Below are 23,293 nucleotides of genomic sequence, written 5' to 3' on the forward strand. Positions count from 1 at the left end.
GCATGCACCATGGCGGCCCTCCGGGACCGGGAGCCCTTCCCGTCCCACGCTTCCCGGAGTCCGCATGTCCCCTTCCCGCCTGCACCGCTTCCGCCCGCGCCTGCTCGACGCCCTGACGGGCTACGACCGCCGCCGCTTCTCCGCCGACCTCGGCGCCGGCATCACCGTCGGCATCGTCGCGCTGCCGCTGGCGATGGCCTTCGCGATCGCCTCGGGCGTCAAGCCCGAACAAGGCCTGTTCACGGCGATCATCGCCGGCTTCCTGATCGCCGCGCTCGGCGGCTCGCACGTGCAGATCGGCGGCCCGGCCGGCGCCTTCATCGTCATCGTCTACGGCATCGTCGAGCGCTACGGCCTGGCCAACCTGCTGATCGCCACCTCGCTGGCCGGCGTGCTGATGTTCGTGATGGGGCTGTTCAAGCTCGGCGCGCTGGTGCGCTACGTGCCGGTGCCGATCGTCATCGGCTTCACCAACGGCATCGCGGTGCTGATCGGGCTGTCGCAGGTGAAGGACTTCCTCGGCCTGGACACGCCCAAGCTGCCGTCGGACTTCTTCTCGCAGATCGCGGTGCTGGCGCGCCACGCCCACACGCTGAACCCGGCGGCGCTGGCGCTGGCCGCGGCGAGCCTGGCGATCGTCGTGCTCTGGCCCAAGTCCTACAAGATGCCGACCGCGCCGAGCGGGCTGCTGGCGCGGCTGCGGCGGCTGTCGGCGCACCTGCCGGGCACCATCGTCGCGCTGGTCGCGGCCACCGTCGCCACGGTGCTGCTGGACCTGCCGGTGGAGACCATCGGCAGCCGCTTCGGCGGCATCCCGCAGTCGCTGCCCGGCTTCGAGCTGCCCGAGTTCAGCTGGACCACCGTCAAGCAGCTGCTGATCCCGACGGTGACGATCGCGCTGCTCGGCTCGATCGAGTCGCTGCTGTGCGCCCGCGTGGCCGACAACATGGCGCCGATCCCGCGCCACGACCCCAACCAGGAGCTGATGGCGCAGGGCGTGGCGAACTTCGTCACGCCGCTGTTCGGCGGCATCCCGGCCACCGGCACGATCGCGCGCACCGTGACCAACGTGCGCGCCGGCGGGCAGACGCCGGTGGCCGGCATCGTGCACGCGCTGACGGTGCTGGCCGTGGTGCTGCTGGCCGCGCCGCTGGCGCTGCACGTGCCGCTGGCGGCGCTGGCCGGCATCCTGGCCTTCGTCGCCTGGAACATGGGCGAGTGGCGCGAGTTCGTGCGCCTGCGCCAGTTCAGCGTCCAGTACCGCACGATCCTCGTCGGCACCTTCGCGCTAACGGTGATCTTCGACCTGACGGTGGCCGTCGAGGTCGGGCTGATCCTGGCCTGCGTGTTCTTCATCTACCGCATGAGCACGCTGTTCCGCGCCGAGCCGGTGGCCGACGCCGGCGCGCCGGAGGGTGTGCGTGTCGTCGAGGTCTTCGGCTCGCTGTTCTTCGGCGCCGTCGGCAAGATCGAGACGCTGACGGCGCAGCCGCCGGGCACGCGGGCGCTGGTGCTGGAGATGCACCGGCTGATCTCGATGGACACCTCGGGGCTGGACGCGCTGTCGCAGCTGCACCGCGAGCTGGAGCGCCGCGGCGTGCGCCTGGTGCTGGCCGCCGTCAACGAGCAGCCGCGCTCGCTGATCCGGCGCGCCGGCTTCGAGGCCCAGATCGGCGCGGCCAACATCACCGCGACGCTGGCCGAGGCCTACGCGGCGGCGCTGTCGCCGGCGCCGGAGGTCTCGGAAGCCGGCTGATCAGTCGTCGCCCGGGTCGCCGCGCTGGTCGTCGCGGCGGTCCATGACGATGGCGTAGACCCAGACGATGACGAGGTAGACGATCGGCGCGCCCTGCGCCGCGACCCAGAAGCCGAACGGCGCGCCGAAGAAGCCGAAGTCGAGCTCGCGCGCGAAGAACGCGACGACGAAGGTCACGACGAACCAGGCCAGCAGCAGCCAGCCGGTCAGGCGCCGGTTGCGCCGCCAGTCGCGGCGCCGGCGCTCGGCCTGGCGGCGCTCGAGTTCGGGGCTCATCGCCAGAAGCGCCGGACCTCGTCCAGCGGCGCGAGCGCCGCGGCCGCGCGTGCGAGCAGCGCCTCGTCGCGGCCGGCCAGCCAGCCGAGCGCGAAGGCCAGCGCCGGGTCGGCGGGATCGGCCGCGGCGCGCGCGGCCAGCGTCTGGCGGGCGACGCTGCGGTCGTTGGCCTCGCCCAGCGCCTCCAGCGCCCGGCGCAGGGCCTTGAGCGCGGCACGCGTGCGCCGCGGACGCAGCACCGGCTGCAGGAACTCGATCGCGTAGCGCAGGCGCTTCAGGCGCTTGCGCAGCCGGTGGCGCTGCGCCGCGTCCAGCCGCGCGAAGCGGCGGGCGTCGGCGCGCGCCCGCCGCCAGGCCGGCGCCAGCAGCGCGGCAGCAGCCGGCTCGAGCACGGCGCCGGGCGTCTGCAGCGCAACCAGCGCCAGCGCCATCGTGCGCAGCATCAGCGTCGTGAAGCCGGCGCCGGCCAGCAGCTCGGCCGGGGCGGCGGCATCGGCCGCACGCGGCCAGGCCAGCGGCGGCGCGCCGGCCGCGGCCAGCTCGGCCAGCAGGCCGGCGGCGGCGACGTCGGCATCGCGCGCCGCGCCCAGCGCCGCGAAGGGTTCGGCCAGCGCCTGCTCCAGCGCCCGCGCGGCGGCCTCGTCGGGCGCCCAGGGCGCAAACACACGCAGCGCGCTGCGCAGCCGGCGCAGGCCGACCCGCAGCTGGTGCAGCGTCTCGGCGTCGCCGCTGCCCGAGGCCAGCTCGGCGGCGTTGGGCAGCACCTGCTGCAGCGCCGACTGCAGCATCGCGCCGAAGGCCTGGGTCGTCGTCGGGCGCGGCGGCAGCCGCATCGGCTCGGCATGCAGCGCCGGCACCCGCTCCAGGCCGCGCGCCAGGCGCGTGCCGCGTTCGGCCTTGGTGCGCACGTCCAGCCACAGGCCGTGGCGCGCCACCCACTGCGCGGCCAGCGCCAGCAGCCCGGACGGCGGGCCCGACAGCAGCTCGAACTCGATCTCGCAGACCGCGGCGCTGCGCTCGCCGGCGACGATGCGGCCTTCGTCGAGCGCGATCTCGACCACGGCGGCACCGCTGCGCACGCGGCGCGCCACGCGCACGATCTCGGTGCGGTAGCGCTCGACCAGCGGCGCGCCGTCGGCCAGCAGCCGCGCCAGCGCGTCGCCGGCCGGCGTGCCGGCGTGGCGCGCCGGGTCCAGCACCGGCGCGGCGTCGGTGTCGGGCAGCTCGATCTCGTGCTCCAGGCGGTCCATCAGGCCGTCGCCGCGGCCCTTGAGGGTCTGCACCCAGCGTGTGCCCTCGCGCCGCAGGCGCAACGCGAAGCCGGCACGCGCCAGGCGCTCGTCGGCGGTGTCGGCGTAGGCGGCGGCCAGCGGCAGCACACGCGCGGTCTTCGTCGCCACGGCACGCTGCACCCGGTCGCGCGCGGCGGCCGGAATCTGGAACTTCAGCTCGATCTCCCTCATGCCTGTCCTCGGGCGTGGCGGGCGCGGAGGCGGCCCGGCCGGTAAACTCATGGATCGACCGAATTGTCGCTTCCGCACCGACCATGCCGCCGTTCTTCCGCAAGCCCTACACCTCCGACGTCACCGACTTCATCGCCAAGCTGAAGGAGCAGCGCCCGACGCTGGAGGACGAACAGCGAGCCGGCCGTGCGCTGCTGTGGGACAAGGCGATCGACCGCGAGGCGCAGCAGGCCTGGCGCCAGGCGCGCGTGCCGCAGCAGCCCTACGTCTACCAGTCCAAGGGACGCTGAAGCGCCCTTGGACACGCCCGCCCTGCCCGAGGCGCTGCCGACCGCGGAAGCGGCAGCCGAACCGGCCGCGCAGGACGTCGTGGATCAGGTGGCCGTCGCCCGCCTGTACGGCGAGCCGCTGTTCCGGCTGCCGCAGGACCTCTACATCCCGCCGGATGCGCTGGAGGTCTTCCTCGAGGCCTTCGAAGGCCCGCTGGACCTGCTGCTCTACCTGATCCGCAAGCAGAACTTCAACATCCTCGACATCCCGCTGGCCGACGTCACGCGCCAGTACCTGGACTACGTCGAGCAGCTGCGGCGGCGCAATCTCGAGCTCGCCAGCGAGTACCTGCTGATGGCGGCGATGCTCATCGAGATCAAGTCGCGCATGCTGCTGCCGCCGAAGAAGAACGCCGACGGCAGCGAACCCGAGGATCCACGCGCCGAGCTCGTGCGCCGGCTCATCGAGTACGAGCAGATCAAGCTCGCCGCCGCGCGCCTGGACGCGCTGCCGGTGATGGGCCGCGACTTCCTGCGCGCCCAGGTCTACGTCGAGCAGGCGCTGGCGCCGCGTTTCCCCGACGTGCACCCCGACGACCTGCGCGCCGCCTGGGCCGACATCCTGAAGCGCGCGCGGCTGCACCAGCACCACACGATCTCGCGCGAGCAGCTGTCGGTGCGCGAGTTCATGACCATCGTGCTGCGCCGGCTGCAGGGCAAGCGCTTCGTCGAGTTCCAGGAGCTGTTCGACGTCACGCGCGGCACGCCGGTGCTGGTCGTGACCTTCATCGCGATGCTGGAGCTGTCGCGCGAGCACCTCGTCGAGGTGACGCAGGCCGAGGCCTTCGCGCCGATCTACGTGCGTCTGGCCTACCAGCCGGTCTGAGCGCCCGCCGGCAGCGTGAACGAGAACACCGAGCCGCGGCCCGGCCGCGAGCGCACGCGGACCTCGCTGCCCATCAGCGAGCACAGCCGGCGCACGATCGCCAGGCCCAGCCCCAGGCCGGGGCCGTCGGGCACCGGGGCGGCACGCATGCCGCGCACCTGGAAGAACTCGTCGAAGACGCGTGGCAGGCTCTGCGCGTCGATGCCGATGCCGGTGTCCCAGACCTGCAGCAGCAGCCGGCTGCCGCGCCGGCGGCAGCCGACCAGGACGCCGCCGACGTCGGTGTAGCGGATCGCGTTGCCGAGCAGGTTGCGCAGCACGCGCTCGACGAGCAGCGGGTCGGCGTGGGCGAGGTGGCGCTCGCCGCGAAAACGCAGCGCGAGGCCCTTCTCCGCGGCCAGCGGCTCCAGATGCAGGCGCAGCCGCGTGTACAGCGCCCGGATCTCCAGCCGCTCGGGCCGCGGCTCGACGCCGCCGGCGTCGATGCGCGTGATGTCCAGCAGCTCGCCGAACAGCGTGTCCAGCGACTCCAGCGAGGCATCGATGCCGTGCACCAGGGCCGCGGCCTCGGGCGCCTGCGGGCGCCGGCGCAGCGCCTCGACGAACAGCGACATCGCCTGCAGCGGCTGGCGCAGGTCGTGGCTGGCGGCGGCGAAGAAGCGTGTCTTGGCCAGCGAGGCGGCCTCGGCCGCGCGCCGCGCCGCCTCGGCCTCGGCCTTCTCGAAACGCAGCTGCGCGGCCAGCTCGGCGGTGCGGTTCTTCAGCCGGATCGCCTGGGTCAGCGCGGCGCCGTGGGCCCGCGCCATGACCCAGGTGACGGCGAACAGGCTCGCGATCACCGCCGCCAGCTGCAGATGGTTGTCGCGCCCGGTGTCGGTGGCCACACGCAGCACCGTGGCACCGAGCAGCAGCGCGTTGTAGCCGAGGAACAGGCGCGGCTGCGTGGCGAGCATCTGCACCGAGGCGACGCAGAAGCTGTAGAGCACCAGCAGCAGCACCGTCGCGTGATAGTCCGTGCCCAGGCCCCAGAACAGCCAGGCGGCCAGCCCCCAGAGCGCGCCGTGGGCGAGCACCAGCAGGCTCCAGCTGCGCAGCCAGGACATCAGCCGCTCGTCGTCGGCGGCATCGGGGCGGCGCCAGCGCAGGCAGTGCAGCAGGCGCAGCGACCAGACGATCGAGAACGCGCCGGCCCAGGCCAGCAACAGGCGGCGGTCGCACAGCGCGCCGAAGGTCATCAGCACCAGGCCGAGGCCGACGGCGTAGCCGACGAGCATCGCCGGCGCCAGGTGGTACAGCGCGCGCAACTGGTCGGCGGGCGAGCCGCGGCCGTCGGGCGCCACCCGCGCCGGCACGAGAACGGCGGCGGCCACGGCCGTCATGGCCGCGGCGGCGCCTTCGGCACCCAGCCGTTCTGCCGCTGCATCATCTGGCTGACCGCCAGCACCGCCTGCGTGCGCGTGCTGACGCCCAGCGCGCGCAGCACCGCGGCGACGTGGTCCTTGACGGTCTCGACCGACAGGTCGAGCTCGCGCGCGATCAGCTTGTTCGGCAGGCCCTTCAGCAGCAGGCCCAGCACCTCGCCCTGGCGCGGCGTCAGCCCGATGCGCGCCAGCGACGGCGGCTCCTGGTGCGGCTCGGGCCGCGCCCGCTCGCCCAGCGGCGCGTCGGGCACCAGGCGCAGCGCGCCGGGCACGGTCTCGGGCGCGTCGGACGCCGGCCGGGGCTCCAGCCCGAGCATGTTGGGCGGCACGTACAGGCCGCCGGACATCACCATGCGCAGCGCCTCGCACAGCGCCTTGTTCGACGAACGCTTGGGCACGAAGCCCATCGCGCCGAGGTCGATCGCGCGGATGACGTCGCTGGCACGGTCGGAGGCCGAGATCACGACCACCGGCAGCTCGGGGTAGGCGGCGCGGAACTCGGCCAGCACCTCGAAGCCGTCGTCCTCGCCCAGCGCCAGGTCGAGCAGCACGAGGTCGCGGTCGGCGTCCTGGCGCAAGGCCTCGCGAGCGGCCTCGGCGGTGGCCGCGCCGTGCACGTCGACGTCGTCGCCGAGCCCGCGGATGACCGCCTGCAGGGCCGAGAGGATCAGAGGATGGTCGTCGACCAGCAGGACTTTCATGGCCCTCCCCCCAGGTCGCGGATGCGAACCGCGCGATTCTGGGCTGGCGCCCGAGGCGCGGGCTCACCCACTCTTTGGGGTATCTCGTCCCGGGGAACGACGCCGCACGGCCGGCGCGAGCGAGGCCCTCAGCGGGTCAGCCACTCCACCAGCGGCGCCCACTGCTGCAGGTCGCGCTCGACGCGGCCGGGCGCCACGTCCCACAGCGTCAGCCCGCGGGCGGCGAGCTGCACGTAGTTCTGCGTGTCGCGCAGCGACGCGACCAGCGGCACCGGCAGCGTGCGCAGGTACTGCTGCAACTGCTCGTGGGCCAGCGTGTGCTCGCGCACGCGCATCGCCACCACGCCGACGGCGAGGTCGGCGCCGCGCTTGTGCTGGCGCAGCGCCTGCACGAAGGCGTGCGTGGCCTGGATGTCGAACAGGCTCGGCTGCAGCGGGATCAGCATCCGGTCGGCGATCTTCAGCACCGCGTCCAGGCGCTTGCCGTGCAGGCCGGCCGGGGTGTCGAGCACGACGTGCGTCGTGCCCTTGGGCGGGCGCACGATCTCGCCCGGGTCGACGTCCCAGCCGCGGATCGCCGGCAGCGCCGCCGGCCGCTGCGCCAGCCACTGGCGCGAGGACTGCTGCCGGTCGACGTCGCCGAGCATCACCGCCGCGCCGTGCGCGGCCAGGCAGCCGGCGACGTTGGTCGCCAGCGTGCTCTTGCCGACGCCGCCCTTGGGGTTGGCGATGACGATGACCGGCATCCGGTGCCTCCTGCTGTCCGTTTGGCCGGCGATGGTAGCGGCCGCGGCGGCGCCCGCCTCAGACCAGCCGGCAGGCCTCGGCGAAGGCCAGCCGCGGCAGCCGCGGGTGGACCTTGGCCGGGTCGCCGTGGCCCAGCGTGCAGATGAAGTTGGTGCGCACCGTCGTGCCGGCCCAGTACTCGGCGTCGGCGCGGGCGGCGTCGAAGCCGCTCATCGGCCCGCAGTCCAGGCCGAGCGCACGCGCCGCGAGGATCAGGTAGGCGCCCTGCAGCGAGGAGTTGCGCAGCGCCGTCTCGGCGATCAGCGCGTCGTGGCCGGCGAACCAGGCCCGTGCGTCGGCGTGCGGGAAGAGCTGCGGCAGCTTGTCGTGGAACGCCAGGTCCATGCCGATGATCACCGTCACCGGCGCTTCCAGCACCTTCTGCCGGTTGCCGGGGCTGACGATCCCGGCCAGGCGCTCGCGCGCCTCGGGCGTGCGCACGAAGACGAAACGCGCCGGGCTGCCGTTGACCGCCGTCGGGCCCCACTTCAGCAGCTCGTAGAGCTGCTCGAGCGTGGTGTCGGGCACGGGGTCGGGGCGGTAGCCGTTCTGGGTGCGGGCGGCGGTGAAGAGCTGTTCGGTGGTGATGTTCATCGACGTGTCGGAAACCGGGTCAAGGACGCGCGGCGACAATGCGGCGATGTTCCAACCGAATCAGGCCGACGTCAGACGATTCTTCTGCGGCGCCTACGCGAAGTACCGCGACGGCGCCCTGGTCGATGCGATGGAGGCGATCGCCACACGCTGGATCGCCGAGCACGCCGAGTATCACGCCGAACTCGCCGACCTGCCGGCCGCGCTGGCGGCCGACTACCGCGTCGACGCCGGCCGCACCAACCCGTTCCTGCACCTGTCGATGCACCTGTCGATCGAGGAGCAGTGCAGCATCGACCAGCCGACCGGCATCCGCCAGGCCGTCGCGCTGCTGGCGGCGCGGCGCAACTCGCTGCACGCCGCGCACCACGAGGTCATGGAGTGCCTGGGCGAGATGATCTGGGCTTCGCAGCGCAGCGGCCTGCCGCCCGACGGCCAGGCCTACCTCGAGGCCGTGCGCCGCCGCGCGACCACCTGAGACGCAGCGCCGAAGGCGCTGCGGGGGTGGGTCACTTGACCGTGACCCAGGCGAACTCCAGCCAGTTGTCGGCGCGGTGCACGACGTCGACGTTGGTGCGCGCGGCCCAGGGGATCACCTGGCGGTGCAGCGGCAGCAGGTGCGCCTGCTGCGTGTACTCGCGCAGCGCGGCCTTGACGAGGTCCTCGCGCTTCTTCGGGTCGGGCTCGGCGCTGGAGGCCTTAGCGAGCTCCTCGAAGCGGTCGTTCTTCACCCGGCCGTAGTTGAAGGCGCCGACACCCTTCTCGCCCGGCGCGCGCAGCACCGGCGTGATCGTCACCTCGGCATCGGTGATCGCGCCGCCCCAGCCCAGCATGTACAGGCTGGTGTCGAACTTCTCCAGCTTGGGGAAGTAGACCGCGCGCGGCATCGCGTTGACACGCAGCTTGACGCCGACCTTGGCCCACATCTGCGCCAGCGCGAGGCAGATCTCCTCGTCGTTGACGTAGCGGTTGTTCGGGCAGTCCAGCGTCACCTCGAAGCCGTTGGCGTAGCCGGCCTCGGCCAGCAGCGCGCGCGCCTTGGCCAGGTCGAAGGGCAGGCGGCTCTCGATCGCCGGGTCGTTGTACGAACCCAGCGGCGACGGCGTGATGCCGCCGGTCGGCACGCTCTGGCCGTTCATCAGCTTGGTCTTCAGCGTCTCGATGTCGATCGCGTGGTACAGCGCCCGGCGCACGCGCACGTCCTTGAACGGGTTGCGGCGCTTCTCGCTGCCGTACAGCAGCTCGTCGCGCTGCTGGTCCATGCCGATGAACAGCACCCGGTTCTCGGGGCCGTCGACGATCTTCACGCCCGGCGTCGAGCGCAGCCGCGGCACGTCGCGCGGCGCCGGGTCGACGACGAAGTCGATCTCGCCGGAGACCAGCGCCGCCAGCCGCGTCGCGTCGTTGGCGATCGGCGTGTAGACGACCTGCTGGGCGTTGCCCTCGAAGCGCCCCCACCAGTTCGGGTAACGCTTGTAGACCGTCTTGATGCCGGGCGCGCGGCTGGCCAGCATGTACGGGCCGGTGCCGTTGGCGTTGAAGGAGGCGTAGCTCTCCTCCTTGTTCTTGAAGTCCAGCGGCCGGGTGACCTTGTTCTTCTCGGACCACGACTTGCTCATGATCCACAGCGGCGCGGCGATGTGCTGCAGGAAGATCGGGTTGACCTGCGGCAGCCGGAACTCCACCGTCAGCGGGTCGATCGCCACCGCGGTGCCCACCGCGTTGGCGTAGACGCTGATCTGCGAGGTCGGCTCCTTGGCGCGGTTCATCGAGAACACGACGTCCTCGGCGGTGAACGGCGAACCGTCGTGGAACTTCACGTTCGGCCGCAGCTTGAAGCGCCAGGTCAGCGGCCCGGTCTGCTTCCACTCGGTGGCCAGCGCCGGCACCAGGCCCAGGTTGCGGTCGCGGCCGACCAGCCCCTCGTAGACCTGGCCGTTCATCGAGTTGGTCAGCAGCTCGTTCTGCGAGTGCGGGTCCATCGTCTGGGGGTCGCCCTGGCTGGCCCAGCGCAGCGTCTGCGCCCCGGCGCTGCCGGCGGCCAGCCCTGCGGCGAGCAGGGCGCAGCTGATCCACGATTTCATCGTCTCTCCCGGAGTTGGATGCAGGGGTTGGCGCGCCGCGCGCGCCGGCGGCGGCTCAGGCCGCCTCGAAGCCTTCTTCGGCCAGCGCCGCGGTGAAGGCCTCGGCCGGCCGGGCCGACTCGATGCGCACGGCATGCATCGGCAGGTCGATGGCCACGCGGGCGGCGGCGTCGACGCGCTGCACCGTCTCGGTGACGGTCTTCACGCAGTGGCCGCAGGTCATCGTCGGGAGCGTCAGTTCGATCATGGCGGGCAAGCCTCCTGTTGTGCCGGCCCGAAGGGTAACGCCTGCGCCGGCCGCCGCTGCGGGCGGCCGTGCGGCCACGGGGTCAACGCCGTGCGCGTGCGGCCTCGGGCGGCAGCCAGAGCTCGTCGAGCGAGCGGCCGGCCCAGTTCTGCGCCGGCTCGCGGCCGACGATGCGGTCGCTGGCGGCCTGCGCCAGGTCCAGGCGCAGCGGCGGGATCGGCATCGCCGCGCGCGTCGAGTAGAACAGGCTCAGCACCGGGGCCGCCGGCTTGCCAGGGTTCTGCTCGACGACGATGCCGATGCGCCCCGACTCCATGCGCACCAGCGAGCCGGTCGGGTAGATGCCGACGCTGCGCACGAAGGCCGCGAGGATGGCCTCGTCGAAGTGGCCCTTCCACGACACCATGCGCGCGATCGACTCGGCCGGGTCCCAGCCGGCCTTGTAAGGGCGGTTGGAGGTGATCGCGTCGTAGACGTCGCAGACCGCGCCCATGCGCGCCTCGCGCGTCAGCGCGTCGCCGGACAGCTTGTGCGGGTAGCCGGTGCCGTCCACGCGCTCGTGGTGGTGCAGGCAGACCTCGAGCGCGTCGCTGCCGGCGCCGCGGGCTTCCTGCAGCAGGTGGTGGCCGCGCTCGGGGTGGGAGCGCATGACGTCGAACTCCCGGTCGGTCAGCTTGCCCGGCTTGTTCAGCACGTCCGACGGCATCAGCGCCTTGCCGATGTCGTGCAGCAGCCCGGCCAGGCCGAGGCGGCGGCACTCGGTGTCGTCGGCACCGAGCTGGCGGCCCAGCGCCACCATCAGCGCGCAGACCGCGACCGAATGCATGTAGGTGTAGTCGTCGTGGGTCTTCAGCCGCGCCAGGCTGACCAGCGCGCCCGGGTTGCGGAACACCGACTCGGTGACCTGCTCGACCAGCGGCATGCAGGCCTCGCCGTCGATGGCGCGGCCGAGCCGGGCGTCGCTGAACATCGAGACCACGGCTTCACGCCCGCGCTTGCAGACGGCCGCGGCGGCCTGCAGTTCCTCGGCCATCGTCGTCGTCGGCGGGCGCGGCGGCGGCGGCGCGGGCGACGGCACGGCGGCGGCCACCGGCGGCGGCGGTGCGGGCGGGCGCGGGCGGACGTCGACGCCGGCCGGCGCGACGTCCAGGCCGAGCGAGGTGTCGATCCAGCACTCGCGCACGCCACTCTGGTGCGCCTGGGCCAGCGTCTTCGGATCGTCGATGACGAAACGCGTGCGCCAGAACGGATGGTCCATCCACGAGCCCTCGAAGCCGTGCAGATGCATCCCCAGGCGCAGGTCGGAAACGGAAATCTTCTTCAGCATGGACACGCTTGACCGCCCGCGACCGTCCGCCGATGGACGGACGGCACCACAACGGGGCGTCGAATATGTCGATGATCTGTCACAAATGGCACGGCACGACGCGGATCAGCAGGGCGCGGACGGCACAAATCGGCAGAAGCGGGATTCGGCCACGGTTGCGCGGCCGGGTGCCCGGCGCGGCCGCACGCCGCCGGCCCGGCATGCGGCGCACCCGCTTGACGCCCCGCAAGCCGCCCGGCGCGAGGGCGCCGTATAGGCGCCGCTTATACTGGCCCGCCCCTTCAATCGCCTCGCGGACACGATGAAATTCCAGGGTTCGGACCAGTACGTCGCGACGCAGGACCTGATGCTCGCCGTCAACGCCGCCGTGACGCTGCAGCGGCCGCTGCTGGTCAAGGGCGAACCCGGCACCGGCAAGACGATGCTGGCCGAGGAAGTCGCGCGCGCGCTGGGCCTGCCGCTGCTGCAGTGGCACGTGAAGAGCACGACGAAGGCGCAGCAGGGCCTGTACGAGTACGACGCCGTCAGCCGGCTGCGCGACAGCCAGCTCGCCGGCGAGGAAGAGTCGGCGCGGGTGCGCGACATCCGCAACTACATCGTCAAGGGCGTGCTCTGGCAGGCCTTCACGTCGGAGACGCCGGTGGCGCTGCTGATCGACGAGATCGACAAGGCCGACATCGAGTTCCCGAACGACCTGCTGCGCGAACTCGACCGCATGGAGTTTCACGTCTACGAGACGCGCGAGATGGTGCGCGCCAGGCACCGGCCGCTGGTCTTCATCACCTCGAACAACGAGAAGGAGCTGCCCGACGCCTTCCTGCGCCGCTGCTTCTTCCACTACATCAAGTTCCCGGACGCCGAGACGATGCAGCGCATCGTCGAGGTGCACTTCCCCGGCCTCAAGCGCGAGCTGCTGGCCGCGGCGCTGAAGACCTTCTACGACGTGCGCAACCTGCCCGGGCTGAAGAAGAAGCCGTCGACCAGCGAGCTGCTGGACTGGCTGAAGCTGCTCGTCGCCGAGGACATCCCGCCCGAGGCGCTGCACAGCCGCGACGAGCAGGTGGCGGTGCCGCCGCTCGTCGGCGCGCTGCTGAAGAACGAACAGGACGTCTCGCTGTTCGAGAAGCTGGTCTTCATGCAGCGCCACAACCGCTGAGCCCGACGCCCGGATGAGCTGGCCCGAACCCGTCACGCTGCGCGGCCGCCACGCCGTGCTCGTCCCGCTGCAAGCCGAGCACGCGCCCGCCCTGGCCGACGCCGCACGCGACGGCGAGCTCTGGAAGCTCTGGTACACCGCCGTGCCCGCGCCCGAGCGCATGGCCGCCGAGATCGAGCGCCGCCTGGGCCTGCAGGCCGCCGGCAGCATGCTGCCCTTCGCCGTCTTCGACGCCGCCGGCCGCGCCGTCGGCATGACGAGCTACATGAACATCGACGCCGTGCATCGGCGTGTCGAGATCGGCAGCACCTGGACCGCGCGCTCGGCACAGCGCACCGGGCTCAACACCGAATGCAAGAAGCTGCTGCTCGAACACGCGTTCGAGCGCCTGGACTGCATCGCGGTCGAATTCCGCACCCACCGCCTGAACACGCAGAGCCGGCGCGCCATCGAACGTCTGGGCGCCCAGCTCGACGGCATCCTGCGTGCGCACCAGCGCACCGCCGACGGTGCGCTGCGCGACACCGCGGTCTACAGCATCACGGCGGCCGAGTGGCCGACGATCCGCACCCACCTCGACTGGCTGCTTGCCCAACCCCGATGAAGACCAAGCCGATCACCGTCGACGATCTCTGGAAGCTCGAGCGCATCGGCGCACCCAGCCTGTCGCCCGACGGCGCGCAGGCCGTGGCCGCGGTCACGCGCTACTCGATGGAGGACAACAAGTCCGCCAGCTCGCTGTGGCTGTTCTCGACGCTGGGCGGCGCCGCACGGGCGCTGACCGCCTGCGGCGACAAGGACGGCCAGCCGAGGTGGAGCCCCAAGGGCGACCTCGTCGCCTTCGTCGCCCGGCGCGAGCAGCAGGGCGAGAAGGACGAGACGGCGCAGCTCTACGTCATCGCGCCCGACGGCGGCGAGGCGCGCCGCGCGGCGACGGTGGCCACCGGCGTCGAGGCCTTCCGCTGGTGCCCCGACGGCCGCCGGCTGCTGTTCGTCTCCTGGGTCTGGCCCGACGCGAAGGGCACGAAGGAGCAGGCCAAGCGCGCCAAGGCCTTCAAGGAGCGCAAGGAGAGCGGCTACGCGACGAGCGAGGCCCAGTACCGCTACTGGGACCACCAGCTGCCGCTGGGCCGCGTGCCGCATCTGCACCTGCTGGAGCTGGGCCGCGACGGCGCTGCCGCCAAGGTGCGTGACCTGTTCGAGGGCACGCCCTACGAGATCCGCCGCCACGACCCCGACGCCGACTGCTTCGACGTCTCGCCGGACGGCAAGCGTGTGGTCTTCGCCTTCGACCCGGCGCCCGAGAAGCGCATCGACAACCGCTTCGCGCTGGCCGAACTCGAGCTGAAGACCGGCCGCGTCAGCGTCATCGTGCAAGACGCCGACTGGGACTGCTCGGCGCCGCGCTACAGCCCCGAGGGCGAGCGCATCGCCTTCATCGCCAGCCACCAGGGCCGCAAGCACACGATGCCCGGCCAGGTCGCCGTCTGGTACCGCGACGAATCGCGCTGGGAGGTGCTGTCCGAGGCCTGGGACCACGACGTGCAGGCGCCGCTGGCCTGGGAGGACGACGGCCAGGCGCTGCTGCTGCGCGCCGAGCAGCGCGGCCGCCAGCACCTGTGGCGTTTCGACCTGCCCGACCGCCGCGCCGAGGTCGTCGTCGAAGGCGGCACCGTGCAGGCCTTCGACAAGGCCGCCGGCACGCTGGTGACGCTGGCCGACAGCGCCACCCACCCGGCGCGGCTGCACGCCTGCCTGCCGGGCGAGGCGCCGCGGCGCATCGAGACGATCAACGACGCGCTGCTGGCGCGCCTGCAGACCGGCCGCGTCGAGGAGGTCTGGTTCAAGGGCGCCGCCAGCGTCGAGGGCGGCGAGCCCGACGACGTGCAGATGTGGCTGGTCTACCCGCCGGGTTTCGACGCGAAGAAGAAGTACCCGCTGCTGCACCTGATCCACGGCGGCCCGCACACCGCCTTCGGCGACGGCTGGCACTACCGCTGGAACACCCAGGTCTTCGCCGCCCAGGGCTACGTCGTCGCCTGCGTCAACTACCACGGCTCGTCGAGCTTCGGCACCGCGTTCCTGGACAGCATCACCCACCGCTGGGGCCAGCTCGAGACCGTCGACGTCGAGGCCGCCACCGACTGGCTGCTGAAGAAACCCTGGGCCGACAAGCGCCGCGTCTTCGCCTCCGGCGGCAGCTACGGCGGTTTCATGGTCGCCTGGATGAACGGCCACGTGCCGGCCGGGCGCTACGCCGCCTACGTCTGCCACGCCGGCTGCTTCGACTGGACGGCGATGTTCGCCGACGACGCCTACACCTGGCACGCCAAGGAACTGGGCGCCTGGTACTGGGACGACATGGCGCGTGTGCACGCGCAGAGCCCGCACGCCGCCGCCGGCGCGATGGCCACGCCGACGCTGGTGGTGCACGGCGCGCTCGACTACCGCGTGCCCGACGCCCAGGGCCTGGCCTACTACAACACGCTGAAGGCCCGCGGTGTCGACGCCCGGCTGCTCTGGTACCCGGACGAGAACCACTGTGTGCTGAAGCCGCGCAACTCGAAGCAGTGGTACGGCGAGTTCTTCGGCTGGCTGGAGCGCCACGACCCGGGCCCGGCCAAGTCGCGCAAGCGCTGAGCCGGGACGTGCAAGGCCGGAAGGCCTTGCGCGCCAGGCTCAGGCCCGAACGCGATTTCACGCGAGAGGGCTAACAAGCGCTCAGCGTTTCATCACGCCGGCCGCGCGCGCCGGCGCGACAATCCGCGCACTGGCCGCCGCACCGGACACTGGCCGCCTCCCGCCGATGCTGATCAACTTCTTCTACACGCTGCGCGCCGCCAAGCTGCCGGTCTCGGTGAAGGAGTTCCTCACCCTGCTGGAGGCGCTGAAGGCCGGCGTCGTCGACGGCTCCGTCGACGACTTCTACTACCTCGCCCGCGCGACGCTGGTGAAGGACGAGGCGCACTACGACAAGTTCGACCGCGCCTTCGGCGCCTACTTCAAGGGCGTCGAGCTGCTGACCGACTTCACCCGCGACGTGCCGCTGGACTGGCTGCGCAAGACGCTGGAGCTGGAGCTGACGCCCGAGCAAAAGGCGGCCATCGAGAAGATGGGCTGGGACGAGCTGATGCAGACGCTGAAGAAGCGTTTCGAGGAGCAGAAGGAGCGCCACGAAGGCGGCAACCGCTGGATCGGCACCGGCGGCACCAGCCCGTTCGGCGCCTGGGGCTACAACCCGCAGGGCGTGCGCATCGGCCAGGACAAGGGGCGCAACCGCAGCGCGGTGAAGGTCTGGGACCAGCGCGCCTACCAGGACTACGACGACAGCCGCGAGCTCGGCACGCGCACGATCAAGGTCGCGCTGCGCCGGCTGCGGCGCTTCGCGCGCGAAGGCGCGGCCGAGGAGCTGGACCTGGACGCGACGATCCACGGCACCGCCGCCAACGCCGGGCTGCTGGACATCCGCATGGTCCCGGAGCGCCACAACCGCGTGAAGGTGCTGCTGCTGATGGATGTCGGCGGCACGATGGACGAACACGTTCACCGTGTGGAGGAGCTGTTCAGCGCTGCCAAGAGCGAGTTCAAGCACCTCGAGTTCTTCTACTTCCACAACTGCGTCTACGACTTCGTCTGGAAGAACAACCGGCGCCGCTACTCCGAGAAGACGCCCACGTGGGACCTGATCCGCACCTACAACAAGGACTACAAGCTGGTCTTCGTCGGCGACGCGACGATGAGCCCGTACGAGATCCTGCAGCCCGGCGGCAGCGTCGAATACCAGAACGAGGAGCCCGGCGCCGAGTGGCTGCGCCGGCTGACCGAAGCCTTCCCGCGCTTCGTGTGGATCAACCCCGAGCCGCAGGGCGTCTGGGCCTATCGCCAGAGCATCTCGATCGTGCAGCAGCTGATGAACCAGCGCATGTTCCCGCTGACCCTGTCCGGACTCGAAGGCGCGATGCGGCTGCTGAGCAAATGAGGCGCGTGTTGACGGGCCTGGCGGCGGCCCTGGCCGCCAGCGCCGCGATCGCGGCCGCCGACGCGCCCACCGCTGCGGCCGCCGAGCCGCAGGCGAGCATCGAGGTCGTGGCGCCGGCGGCGCTGAAGGCGCTGCTCGAGCAGCACCTGGACATCGCCCGCGTCGCCACGCTGGCGCCCGGCGTGGCGCTGGACGACAGCGAGTGGGCGCGGCTGATCGACGGCGCGCCGGCCCAGGTGCGCGAGCTGCTGGAGACCGAGGGCTACTTCGACCCGACGGTGATCCTGGTGCGCTCGGTCGGCAACGTCGGCGAACGCCACGTGCGGCTGGAGCTGCAGCCCGGCCCGCGCACCCGTGTGCAGCGCGTGACGATCGAGGTCGAGGGCGCGCTGGGCGCCGCCGCCGAAGCCGGCGAGCCGCATGCGCGCGAAGCGCTCGAGGACCTGCGCCGCGCCTGGGCGCTTCCGGCCGGCCAGGCTTTCCGCAACCCCGACTGGACGGCCGCCAAGTCGGCCGCGCTGGCGCGGCTGCGCGCCGACGGTTATGCCGGCGCGAGCTGGAAGGCCACCGCCGCCGAGGTCGAGACCGCCGAACACGGCGTCAGCCTGTATCTGGTGGCCGACAGCGGGCCGCTGTTCCGTTTCGGCGAGCTGGTCGTCGACGGCCTCGTCGTGCACGAACGCGAGACCGTCGAGCACCTGGCCGCGCTGGCGCCGGGCACGCCGCTGACCGAGGCCGTGCTGCTGGACTACCAGGAGCGGCTGCAGAAGGCCGGGCTCTTCGACAGCGCCGCGGTCACGCTGGACCCGGACGTCTCGCGCGCCGGGCAGGCCCGCGTGCTGGTGCACGTGAAGGAGGCGCCGCTGCAGGTCTACACCTTCGGCGTCGGCATCAGCGCCAACACCGGGCCGCGGGCGTCGCTGGAACACGCCTACCGGCGCGTCTTCGGTTATGCGCTGTCGGCCAGCAACACCTTCTCGCTGGCGCAGAAGAAGCAGACCTACGCGGGCGAGATCAGCACCCACCCCGGCGAGAACCTGTACCGCGAGCTGGTCGGCGGCGCCGTCGACCGTGAGGAAGGCGACGAGGACGTCGTGCTCGCGCAGCGCGTGCGCCTGGGCCGCACCAAGGACACGCAGCGCCTGGAGCGGCTGGTCTTCGTCGAGGCCGAACGCTCGGCACGCTGGACCACGACCGGCCAGCGCATCCACACCAACACCATCGCCTACTCGCTGAACCACCACGGCGTCTGGCGCGAGCTCGACAGCGTCGTGCTGCCGACCGAAGGTTTTTCGGTGTCGCTGCAGACCGGCGTCGGCCACGCCCACGGCAGCGCCGGCGACAGCGGCCCGTTCTCGCGGCTGTACGGCCGCTTCACCGGCTACCTGCCGATCGGCCGCGCCTGGTACGGCAGCGCCCGGCTGGAACTGGGCCAGGTCGTCAAGCGCGACGCCGTCGCGGTGCCCGACTCGCAGCTGTTCCGTGCCGGCGGCGACGACTCGGTGCGCGGCTACGCCTACCGCAGCCTGACGCCGACCGAAAACGGCGCCGAGGCCGGCGGCACCTCGCTGATGACCGCCAGCCTGGAGCTGGCGCGGCCGATCTCGGCCTCGATGCCCTCGGTCTGGGGCGCGGTCTTCGTCGACGCCGGCCGCGCCGCCAACGGCTTCTCCAACCTCAGCCCGGCGATCGGCACCGGCATCGGCGTGCGCTGGCGCAGCCCCGTCGGGCCGCTGAAGGCCGACCTGGCCTGGGGGCAGGAGACGCACTCGGTGCGGCTGCACTTCAGCGTGGGCATAGCGTATTGATGGTGCCCCCGAGCTCGCTTTCGCTCGCTCCCCCCCGAGGGGGCCTCGCCCGGACATGGACCGTCCGGTGGACGGGCCATGCCTGGCGAGGGGCCGGGCCACGGGCCCGGCGCGGCCTGCAAGGCCGTTCGCCTACGGACCGGCGGAGCCGGATCCGTGGCTCTGGCTTGATCGCGTGGCGCTTGCTCGTGAGCGTGGGCTCGCTGACCGCCACCTTCGAGCAGGGGGCGCGGGATGACTGATCCGGTGCCGAGCCAGTCTGACGGCGCGCCGGCCACGCCTGTGCGCCGGCGCCGCTGGTGGCCCTGGCTGGTCGCGGTGCCGGTGGTGCTGGCGGCGGGGGCGGTGGGCAGTGTCTGGGGGCTGCTGCACAGCGACGCGGGCACGCGGTGGCTGGGCACGCGGCTGCCGTTCGTCACCGCCGAGGGCACGCGCGGGGCGCTGTTCGACGACGTGTTCGAGGCCGACCGCGTCGTCGTGCGCTGGGACCTGGGGCGGCAGTCGGTGACGGTGACCGGGTTCCGCGGCGAAGGGCTGCGCTGGTCGTGGCGGCAGCATGCACGCGCCTGGTTCGGCATCGACGCGACCAAGGCCGTCGCGCGCGAGGTCATCGTCGACACCGGGCCGCCCAGCGGCCAGGGCGCGCATCTGCCCTCGGGCATCGGCATCCCGCTGCAGATCCGCGCCGACCGCGCCGAGCTCGAGACGCTGGACGTCGACGGCTTCCAGTTGCACCGGCTGCGCGCGCGCGCCTGGGTCGGCGAAGCGAACCTGCTGTACCGCGTCGAGGATGCCGAGCTCGACTGGGGCAAGGTGCGGCTGGCCGGCCACGCCCAGCTCGGTTTCGACCTCCCGTTCGCGCTCGGCGGCCAGGCCGAGGCGCGGCCGATCGACGCCACCACGCCGCTGGACGCGACGATCCGCGCCAGCGGCACGCTGGACCGCATCGTGCTCGCCGGCACGCTGCGCGGCACGCCGCAGCCGGGCAAGGCGACGCCGTCGGCCGAGGTCTCGACGACGCTGCTGCCGTTCGCGCCCTGGGTGCTGGCGCAGCTCGACGCGAAGACGACGGCGCTGGACTTCGGCGCCTTCGTCGCCGGCGCCCCGGAAACGCGGCTCAGCGGCCACGCCAGGCTCGACGCCCCGCCGGCCGGCGAGCGCCCGATGCGGGTCGACGTCGCGCTGGACAACGCCCTGCCCGGCCGCTGGGACGCCGGCCGGCTGCCGCTGGCGCGCGTCGAGATCGACCTGCAGGGCCGCAGCGCCGAGCACCGGCAGGTCGACGTGCGCCGCTTGGCGCTGCAGCTTGCCGCCGACGGCCGGCCCGCGGGCCGCTGGAGCGCCACCGGCCGCTGGGACGGCCATGCGCTGGCTCTCGACTCGCAGCTCGACGGTGTCGCGCCGCAGCGGCTGGACCGGCGCGCGCCGGCGATGACGGTGTCCGGCCCGCTGGCGCTGGAGCTCGGCGGGCTGCCGTCGCCGGACGACTGGGCGGCGCCGCTGCCGGCCTGGTCGGCGGCGCTGCGCACCCGGCTCGACGGCCGCGTCGACGGTGCCTCGCAGCCGGTGCGGCTGCGGCTGGACGGCCGCGCCGACCCCGGGCGCATCGAGCTGAAGGAGTTGGACGCCAGCGCCGGTGACGCCATCGCGCGGCTGGCGCTGGACGCCCGCCGCGGCGACGCCGGCTGGCAGCTCGCGACACGCGGCACGCTCGCCGGCTTCGACCCGGTGCCGTGGTGGCCGGGCGAGCCCGGTTCGGCCTGGCGCCAGGGGCCGCACCGCGTCAGCGGACGCTGGGAACTCGAACTCTCGCTGCCGCCCGAGCCGCTGGCGCTGCCGGCCCCGGCGCTGCTGCAGCGCACTGCCGGCCACGGCACGCTGAAGATCGCCGACACCGTGCTGGCCGGCGTGCCGGTGACGCTGGACCTGGCGCTGGAGCAGGCCGGCGGGCGTGGCGGCACGAGCCGCGTGCGGCTGGAAGCCGGTGCAGCGGGCAACCGCCTGTCGGCCAGCGGCGAGGGCCGCCCGGCGGGCAACGGTGGCGACGACCGCTGGACGCTGGCGCTCGACGCCGGCTCGCTGCAGACGCTGGCGCCGCTGGCGCGGCTGCTGCCGGGCGGCGCCGCGTTCGCACCGCAGTCGGGCAGCGCGCGCGGCGAACTCGTCGCCACCGGGCGCTGGCCCGACCTGTCGACGCAGGGCCGGCTGACGCTGGCGCGTTTCGCGTCGCACGAACTCGAGGTCGCAGACGCCAGCGCCGACTGGCGGCTGTCCACCGGCGGCCTGGCCCAGCAGCCGCTGGAGCTGCAGGCCGACGTCGCCGGGCTGCGCTGGGGCCGCCAGAGCGCGCGCCAGCTGCGCGCCGAGCTGCGCGGCACCTGGCAGGAACACCACCTGCTGGTGGCCGGCGCGCTGCCGCTGGTGCCGCCGCCGCTGCTGGAACGCTGGTTCGGGCTGCGCACGATGTCGGGCACCCGCGCCCAGCTGCAGGCCACCGGCGCCTGGACGGCCAGCGCCGGCGGCGGCGGCCGCTGGGCCGGGCGCATCGAACGCCTGGGTGTCGGCACCTGGGACGGCGGCGCCATCGCGCCGCCCGGCAGCGACTGGCGCAGCGACTGGATCGACGCCCGCGACCTCGGCGCCGAACTGCAGTTCGGCCGCGGCGGCACGCTCGAGCGGCTGCAGGCCGCACCCGGGCGCATCCGCTTCGCGCGCGCCGTCGACCTGCGCTGGGACGCCGTGCAGGCCGACTGGGCCGCCGGCGCGGCGCCGCGTTTCGCGCTGCGCATGGACGTCGCGCCGGTGGCCGTGGCGCCGCTGCTAGAACGCGTGCAGCCGACGATGGGCTGGGGCGGCGACCTGCGCGCCGGGGCCCACGTCGACATCCGCGCCGGCGAACGCTTCGACGCCGAGGTGGTGCTCGAACGCAGCGACGGCGACCTGACGATCACCGACGAGAACGGCACCCAGGCGCTGGGCCTGAGCGCGGCCCGGCTGGGCCTGGCGGCGCACGACGGCCAGTGGTACTTCACCCAGGCGCTGGCCGGCGGCAACATCGGCCGCATGGCCGCGGCGCTGGGCGTGCGCACCTCGCCGGCCAGCCGCTGGCCCGAGGCCGACGCGCCGCTGGACGGCGTGCTCGACGTGGAGGTCGCCAACCTGGGTGTCTGGGCGGCCTGGGTGCCGCCGGGCTGGCGCCTGTCGGGGCGGCTGCACAGCAACGCGACGATCGGCGGGCGCTTCGGCGCGCCCGAGTACACCGGCGTCATCGAAGGCCGCGACCTGGGCGTGCGCAACCTGCTGCAGGGCGTCAACGTCGGCCCCGGCACGGTGGCGATCCGGCTGGAAGGCACCGACGCGCGCATCGAGACCTTCCGCTTCAAGGGCGGCGACGGCCAGCTCGAGCTGAGCGGCGGCGCCGCCTTCGGCGAGACGCCGAACGCGCGGCTGAAGGCCGTGGCCGAACGCTTCCGCGTGCTCGGCCGCATCGACCGCCAGCTCACCGGCAGCGGCAGCGCCACGCTGACGCTGGACGCGCAGCGGCTGGCGCTGGACGGCCGCGTGCAGGTCGACGAAGGGTTGTTCGACGCCACGCGCGCCGACGCGCCGTCGCTGGACGCCGACGTCACCGTGCGCCGCCCCGGCGACGCGCCCGCGGCCCCGGAGGACGAGGCGCTGCCGCGCACCCGCCGCGACGTCGACATCACGCTGGACGTCGACCTGGGCCGCCAGCTGCGCGTGCGCGGGCGCGGCCTGGACACCGAGCTGCGCGGCCAGCTGCGGCTGACGACGCCCGGCGGCCGCCTGGCCGTCAACGGCAACGTCGCCACCGAGAACGGCACCTACGCCGCCTACGGCCAGAAGCTGGACATCGATCGCGGCATCGTCGCGTTCGCCGGCGCGCCCGACAACCCGCGGCTGGACATCCTGGCGCTGCGCCAGAACACCGACGTGCAGGTCGGCGTGCTGATCACCGGCACGGCGCAGAGCCCGCGCGCGCGGCTGTACTCCGAGACCGAGATGACCGACACCGAGCGCCTGTCCTGGTTGGTGCTCGGCCGCGCCTCCGACGGCCTGGGCCGCGCCGACGCCGCGCTGCTGCAGCGCGCCGCCGTCGCGCTGATGGCCGGCGAAGGCGAGGCGCCGACCGACGCGCTGATGCGCAACTTGGGCATCGACGAGCTGAGCGTGCACCAGAGCGAGACCGCCGGCAGCACCGCCGGCGGCGAGGTGCGCGACACCGTCATCTCGCTGGGCAAGCAGCTGTCGCGGCGCTGGTACGTCGGCTACGAACGCGGCGTCAACGCCACCACCGGCACCTGGCAGCTGGTCTACCGCATCGCCCAGCGCTTCACGCTGCGCGCGCAGAGCGGCGCCGACAACGCGCTCGACCTGATCTGGGTCTGGCGCCTGGACGACGAGCAGCTGCCCGGCACGCGGCCGCTGATCGGCGCAGGGCGGCGCCTCGGCCAGGCCACCGGGCTGGTGGCGCCGGCGGCTTCAGCGCCTTCATCGCCCGCGGCGTCGGCGCCGCGCTGAA

At 73.1% G+C, this 23,293-nt stretch carries 19 protein-coding genes; 10 read left to right on the forward strand and 9 right to left on the reverse strand.

The features are described from left to right. Positions 1-64: 64 nt before the first annotated feature. Positions 65-1,756, forward strand: coding sequence for a SulP family inorganic anion transporter (locus LOC65_RS00160; protein WP_230246057.1), 1,692 nt, complete (start codon positions 65-67; stop codon positions 1,754-1,756). Here LOC65_RS00160 and LOC65_RS00165 read toward each other — a convergent pair whose 3' ends face one another. Further along, the gene (locus LOC65_RS00165; protein WP_009858690.1) at positions 1,757-2,032 is read right to left on the reverse strand and encodes a sodium/substrate symporter small subunit; all 276 of its coding nucleotides are present in this window, start codon (positions 2,030-2,032) and stop codon (positions 1,757-1,759) included. Next, positions 2,029-3,495, reverse strand: a complete 1,467-nt coding sequence (locus LOC65_RS00170) for a CYTH and CHAD domain-containing protein (RefSeq protein WP_230246058.1) — start codon at positions 3,493-3,495, stop codon at positions 2,029-2,031. The genes LOC65_RS00165 and LOC65_RS00170 overlap by 4 nt, the downstream gene beginning before the upstream one ends. A gap of 83 nt (positions 3,496-3,578) precedes the next feature. On the opposite strand from LOC65_RS00170, the gene LOC65_RS00175 reads away from it, so the two are divergent. Together LOC65_RS00175 and LOC65_RS00180 are read left to right on the forward strand one after the other, a co-directional pair. Beyond that, a complete protein-coding gene (locus LOC65_RS00175) occupies positions 3,579-3,785 on the forward strand; it encodes a DUF3460 family protein (protein ID WP_009857490.1) in 207 nt (68 codons plus the stop codon). A 7-nt stretch (positions 3,786-3,792) separates the two neighbouring features. Further along, a complete protein-coding gene (locus LOC65_RS00180) occupies positions 3,793-4,650 on the forward strand; it encodes a ScpA family protein (protein WP_009857491.1) in 858 nt (285 codons plus the stop codon). Here LOC65_RS00180 and LOC65_RS00185 read toward each other — a convergent pair. The 4 genes from LOC65_RS00185 to LOC65_RS00200 form a co-directional block, all read right to left on the reverse strand. Further along, on the reverse strand, positions 4,635-6,029 hold the full coding sequence (locus LOC65_RS00185) for a HAMP domain-containing sensor histidine kinase (RefSeq protein ID WP_230246059.1): 1,395 nt from the start codon (positions 6,027-6,029) through the stop codon (positions 4,635-4,637). The genes LOC65_RS00180 and LOC65_RS00185 overlap by 16 nt on opposite strands. Further along, positions 6,026-6,772, reverse strand: a complete 747-nt coding sequence (locus tag LOC65_RS00190) for a response regulator transcription factor (RefSeq protein WP_164964095.1) — start codon at positions 6,770-6,772, stop codon at positions 6,026-6,028. The genes LOC65_RS00185 and LOC65_RS00190 overlap by 4 nt, the downstream gene beginning before the upstream one ends. 128 nt (positions 6,773-6,900) lie before the next feature. Continuing rightward, positions 6,901-7,518, reverse strand: a complete 618-nt coding sequence (locus tag LOC65_RS00195) for a ParA family protein (protein WP_164964094.1) — start codon at positions 7,516-7,518, stop codon at positions 6,901-6,903. A 58-nt stretch (positions 7,519-7,576) separates the two neighbouring features. Then, entirely contained in the window at positions 7,577-8,152 is a 576-nt protein-coding gene (locus LOC65_RS00200) for a malonic semialdehyde reductase (protein ID WP_164964093.1), read from the reverse strand. 46 nt (positions 8,153-8,198) lie between these two features. Between LOC65_RS00200 and LOC65_RS00205 the strand changes: the two genes are divergently transcribed. Then, on the forward strand, positions 8,199-8,630 hold the full coding sequence (locus LOC65_RS00205) for a DUF1841 family protein (protein WP_230246060.1): 432 nt from the start codon (positions 8,199-8,201) through the stop codon (positions 8,628-8,630). 31 nt (positions 8,631-8,661) lie between these two features. On the opposite strand, the gene LOC65_RS00210 is transcribed toward LOC65_RS00205, so the two are convergent. From LOC65_RS00210 to LOC65_RS00220, 3 genes are all read right to left on the reverse strand, one after another. Beyond that, complete coding sequence (locus tag LOC65_RS00210) at positions 8,662-10,236, reverse strand: ABC transporter substrate-binding protein (protein ID WP_230246061.1); 1,575 nt, start codon at positions 10,234-10,236, stop codon at positions 8,662-8,664. Positions 10,237-10,291: 55 nt separating this feature from the next. Next, positions 10,292-10,483, reverse strand: coding sequence for a heavy-metal-associated domain-containing protein (locus LOC65_RS00215; protein ID WP_230246062.1), 192 nt, complete (start codon positions 10,481-10,483; stop codon positions 10,292-10,294). Between the two features lie 82 nt (positions 10,484-10,565). Further along, positions 10,566-11,810 carry an HD-GYP domain-containing protein gene (locus LOC65_RS00220; protein ID WP_230246064.1) on the reverse strand — a complete coding sequence of 415 codons (1,245 nt, stop codon included), beginning with the start codon at positions 11,808-11,810 and terminating at the stop codon, positions 10,566-10,568. 301 nt (positions 11,811-12,111) lie between these two features. On the opposite strand from LOC65_RS00220, the gene LOC65_RS00225 reads away from it, so the two are divergent. The 6 genes from LOC65_RS00225 (at position 12,112) to LOC65_RS00250 (ending at position 23,292) form a co-directional block, all read left to right on the forward strand. Continuing rightward, positions 12,112-12,966 (forward strand): MoxR family ATPase, encoded by an 855-nt coding sequence (locus LOC65_RS00225; protein ID WP_230246066.1) that lies wholly within the window; start codon positions 12,112-12,114, stop codon positions 12,964-12,966. A gap of 13 nt (positions 12,967-12,979) precedes the next feature. After that, positions 12,980-13,570, forward strand: a complete 591-nt coding sequence (locus LOC65_RS00230; RefSeq protein WP_230246068.1) for a GNAT family N-acetyltransferase — start codon at positions 12,980-12,982, stop codon at positions 13,568-13,570. Further along, the gene (locus LOC65_RS00235; RefSeq protein WP_230246069.1) at positions 13,567-15,606 is read left to right on the forward strand and encodes a S9 family peptidase; all 2,040 of its coding nucleotides are present in this window, start codon (positions 13,567-13,569) and stop codon (positions 15,604-15,606) included. The genes LOC65_RS00230 and LOC65_RS00235 overlap by 4 nt, the downstream gene beginning before the upstream one ends. A gap of 166 nt (positions 15,607-15,772) precedes the next feature. Next, positions 15,773-16,945: a VWA domain-containing protein gene (locus tag LOC65_RS00240; RefSeq protein ID WP_230246071.1), complete on the forward strand. Its 1,173-nt coding sequence runs from the start codon at positions 15,773-15,775 to the stop codon at positions 16,943-16,945. Beyond that, positions 16,942-18,753, forward strand: coding sequence for an autotransporter assembly complex family protein (locus LOC65_RS00245; protein WP_230246073.1), 1,812 nt, complete (start codon positions 16,942-16,944; stop codon positions 18,751-18,753). The genes LOC65_RS00240 and LOC65_RS00245 overlap by 4 nt, the downstream gene beginning before the upstream one ends. 246 nt (positions 18,754-18,999) lie before the next feature. Continuing rightward, entirely contained in the window at positions 19,000-23,292 is a 4,293-nt protein-coding gene (locus LOC65_RS00250; RefSeq protein WP_230246074.1) for a translocation/assembly module TamB domain-containing protein, read from the forward strand. Position 23,293 lies beyond the last annotated feature (1 nt).

The sequence above is a fragment of the Rubrivivax sp. JA1055 genome (assembly GCF_020966565.1).
Lineage (GTDB): Bacteria > Pseudomonadota > Gammaproteobacteria > Burkholderiales > Burkholderiaceae_C > Rubrivivax > Rubrivivax benzoatilyticus.

Coding starts and splice junctions, on each gene's coding strand:
- LOC65_RS00240 (WP_230246071.1), top strand. CDS start 15,773: ATGCTGATCAACTTCTTCTACACGCTGCGCGCCGCCAAGCTGCCGGTC.
- LOC65_RS00200 (WP_164964093.1), bottom strand. CDS start 8,152: ATGAACATCACCACCGAACAGCTCTTCACCGCCGCCCGCACCCAGAAC.
- LOC65_RS00190 (WP_164964095.1), bottom strand. CDS start 6,772: ATGAAAGTCCTGCTGGTCGACGACCATCCTCTGATCCTCTCGGCCCTG.
- LOC65_RS00175 (WP_009857490.1), top strand. CDS start 3,579: ATGCCGCCGTTCTTCCGCAAGCCCTACACCTCCGACGTCACCGACTTC.
- LOC65_RS00215 (WP_230246062.1), bottom strand. CDS start 10,483: ATGATCGAACTGACGCTCCCGACGATGACCTGCGGCCACTGCGTGAAG.
- LOC65_RS00170 (WP_230246058.1), bottom strand. CDS start 3,495: ATGAGGGAGATCGAGCTGAAGTTCCAGATTCCGGCCGCCGCGCGCGAC.
- LOC65_RS00160 (WP_230246057.1), top strand. CDS start 65: ATGTCCCCTTCCCGCCTGCACCGCTTCCGCCCGCGCCTGCTCGACGCC.
- LOC65_RS00235 (WP_230246069.1), top strand. CDS start 13,567: ATGAAGACCAAGCCGATCACCGTCGACGATCTCTGGAAGCTCGAGCGC.
- LOC65_RS00220 (WP_230246064.1), bottom strand. CDS start 11,810: ATGCTGAAGAAGATTTCCGTTTCCGACCTGCGCCTGGGGATGCATCTG.
- LOC65_RS00195 (WP_164964094.1), bottom strand. CDS start 7,518: ATGCCGGTCATCGTCATCGCCAACCCCAAGGGCGGCGTCGGCAAGAGC.
- LOC65_RS00185 (WP_230246059.1), bottom strand. CDS start 6,029: ATGACGGCCGTGGCCGCCGCCGTTCTCGTGCCGGCGCGGGTGGCGCCC.
- LOC65_RS00225 (WP_230246066.1), top strand. CDS start 12,112: ATGAAATTCCAGGGTTCGGACCAGTACGTCGCGACGCAGGACCTGATG.
- LOC65_RS00165 (WP_009858690.1), bottom strand. CDS start 2,032: ATGAGCCCCGAACTCGAGCGCCGCCAGGCCGAGCGCCGGCGCCGCGAC.
- LOC65_RS00210 (WP_230246061.1), bottom strand. CDS start 10,236: ATGAAATCGTGGATCAGCTGCGCCCTGCTCGCCGCAGGGCTGGCCGCC.
- LOC65_RS00230 (WP_230246068.1), top strand. CDS start 12,980: ATGAGCTGGCCCGAACCCGTCACGCTGCGCGGCCGCCACGCCGTGCTC.
- LOC65_RS00245 (WP_230246073.1), top strand. CDS start 16,942: ATGAGGCGCGTGTTGACGGGCCTGGCGGCGGCCCTGGCCGCCAGCGCC.
- LOC65_RS00205 (WP_230246060.1), top strand. CDS start 8,199: ATGTTCCAACCGAATCAGGCCGACGTCAGACGATTCTTCTGCGGCGCC.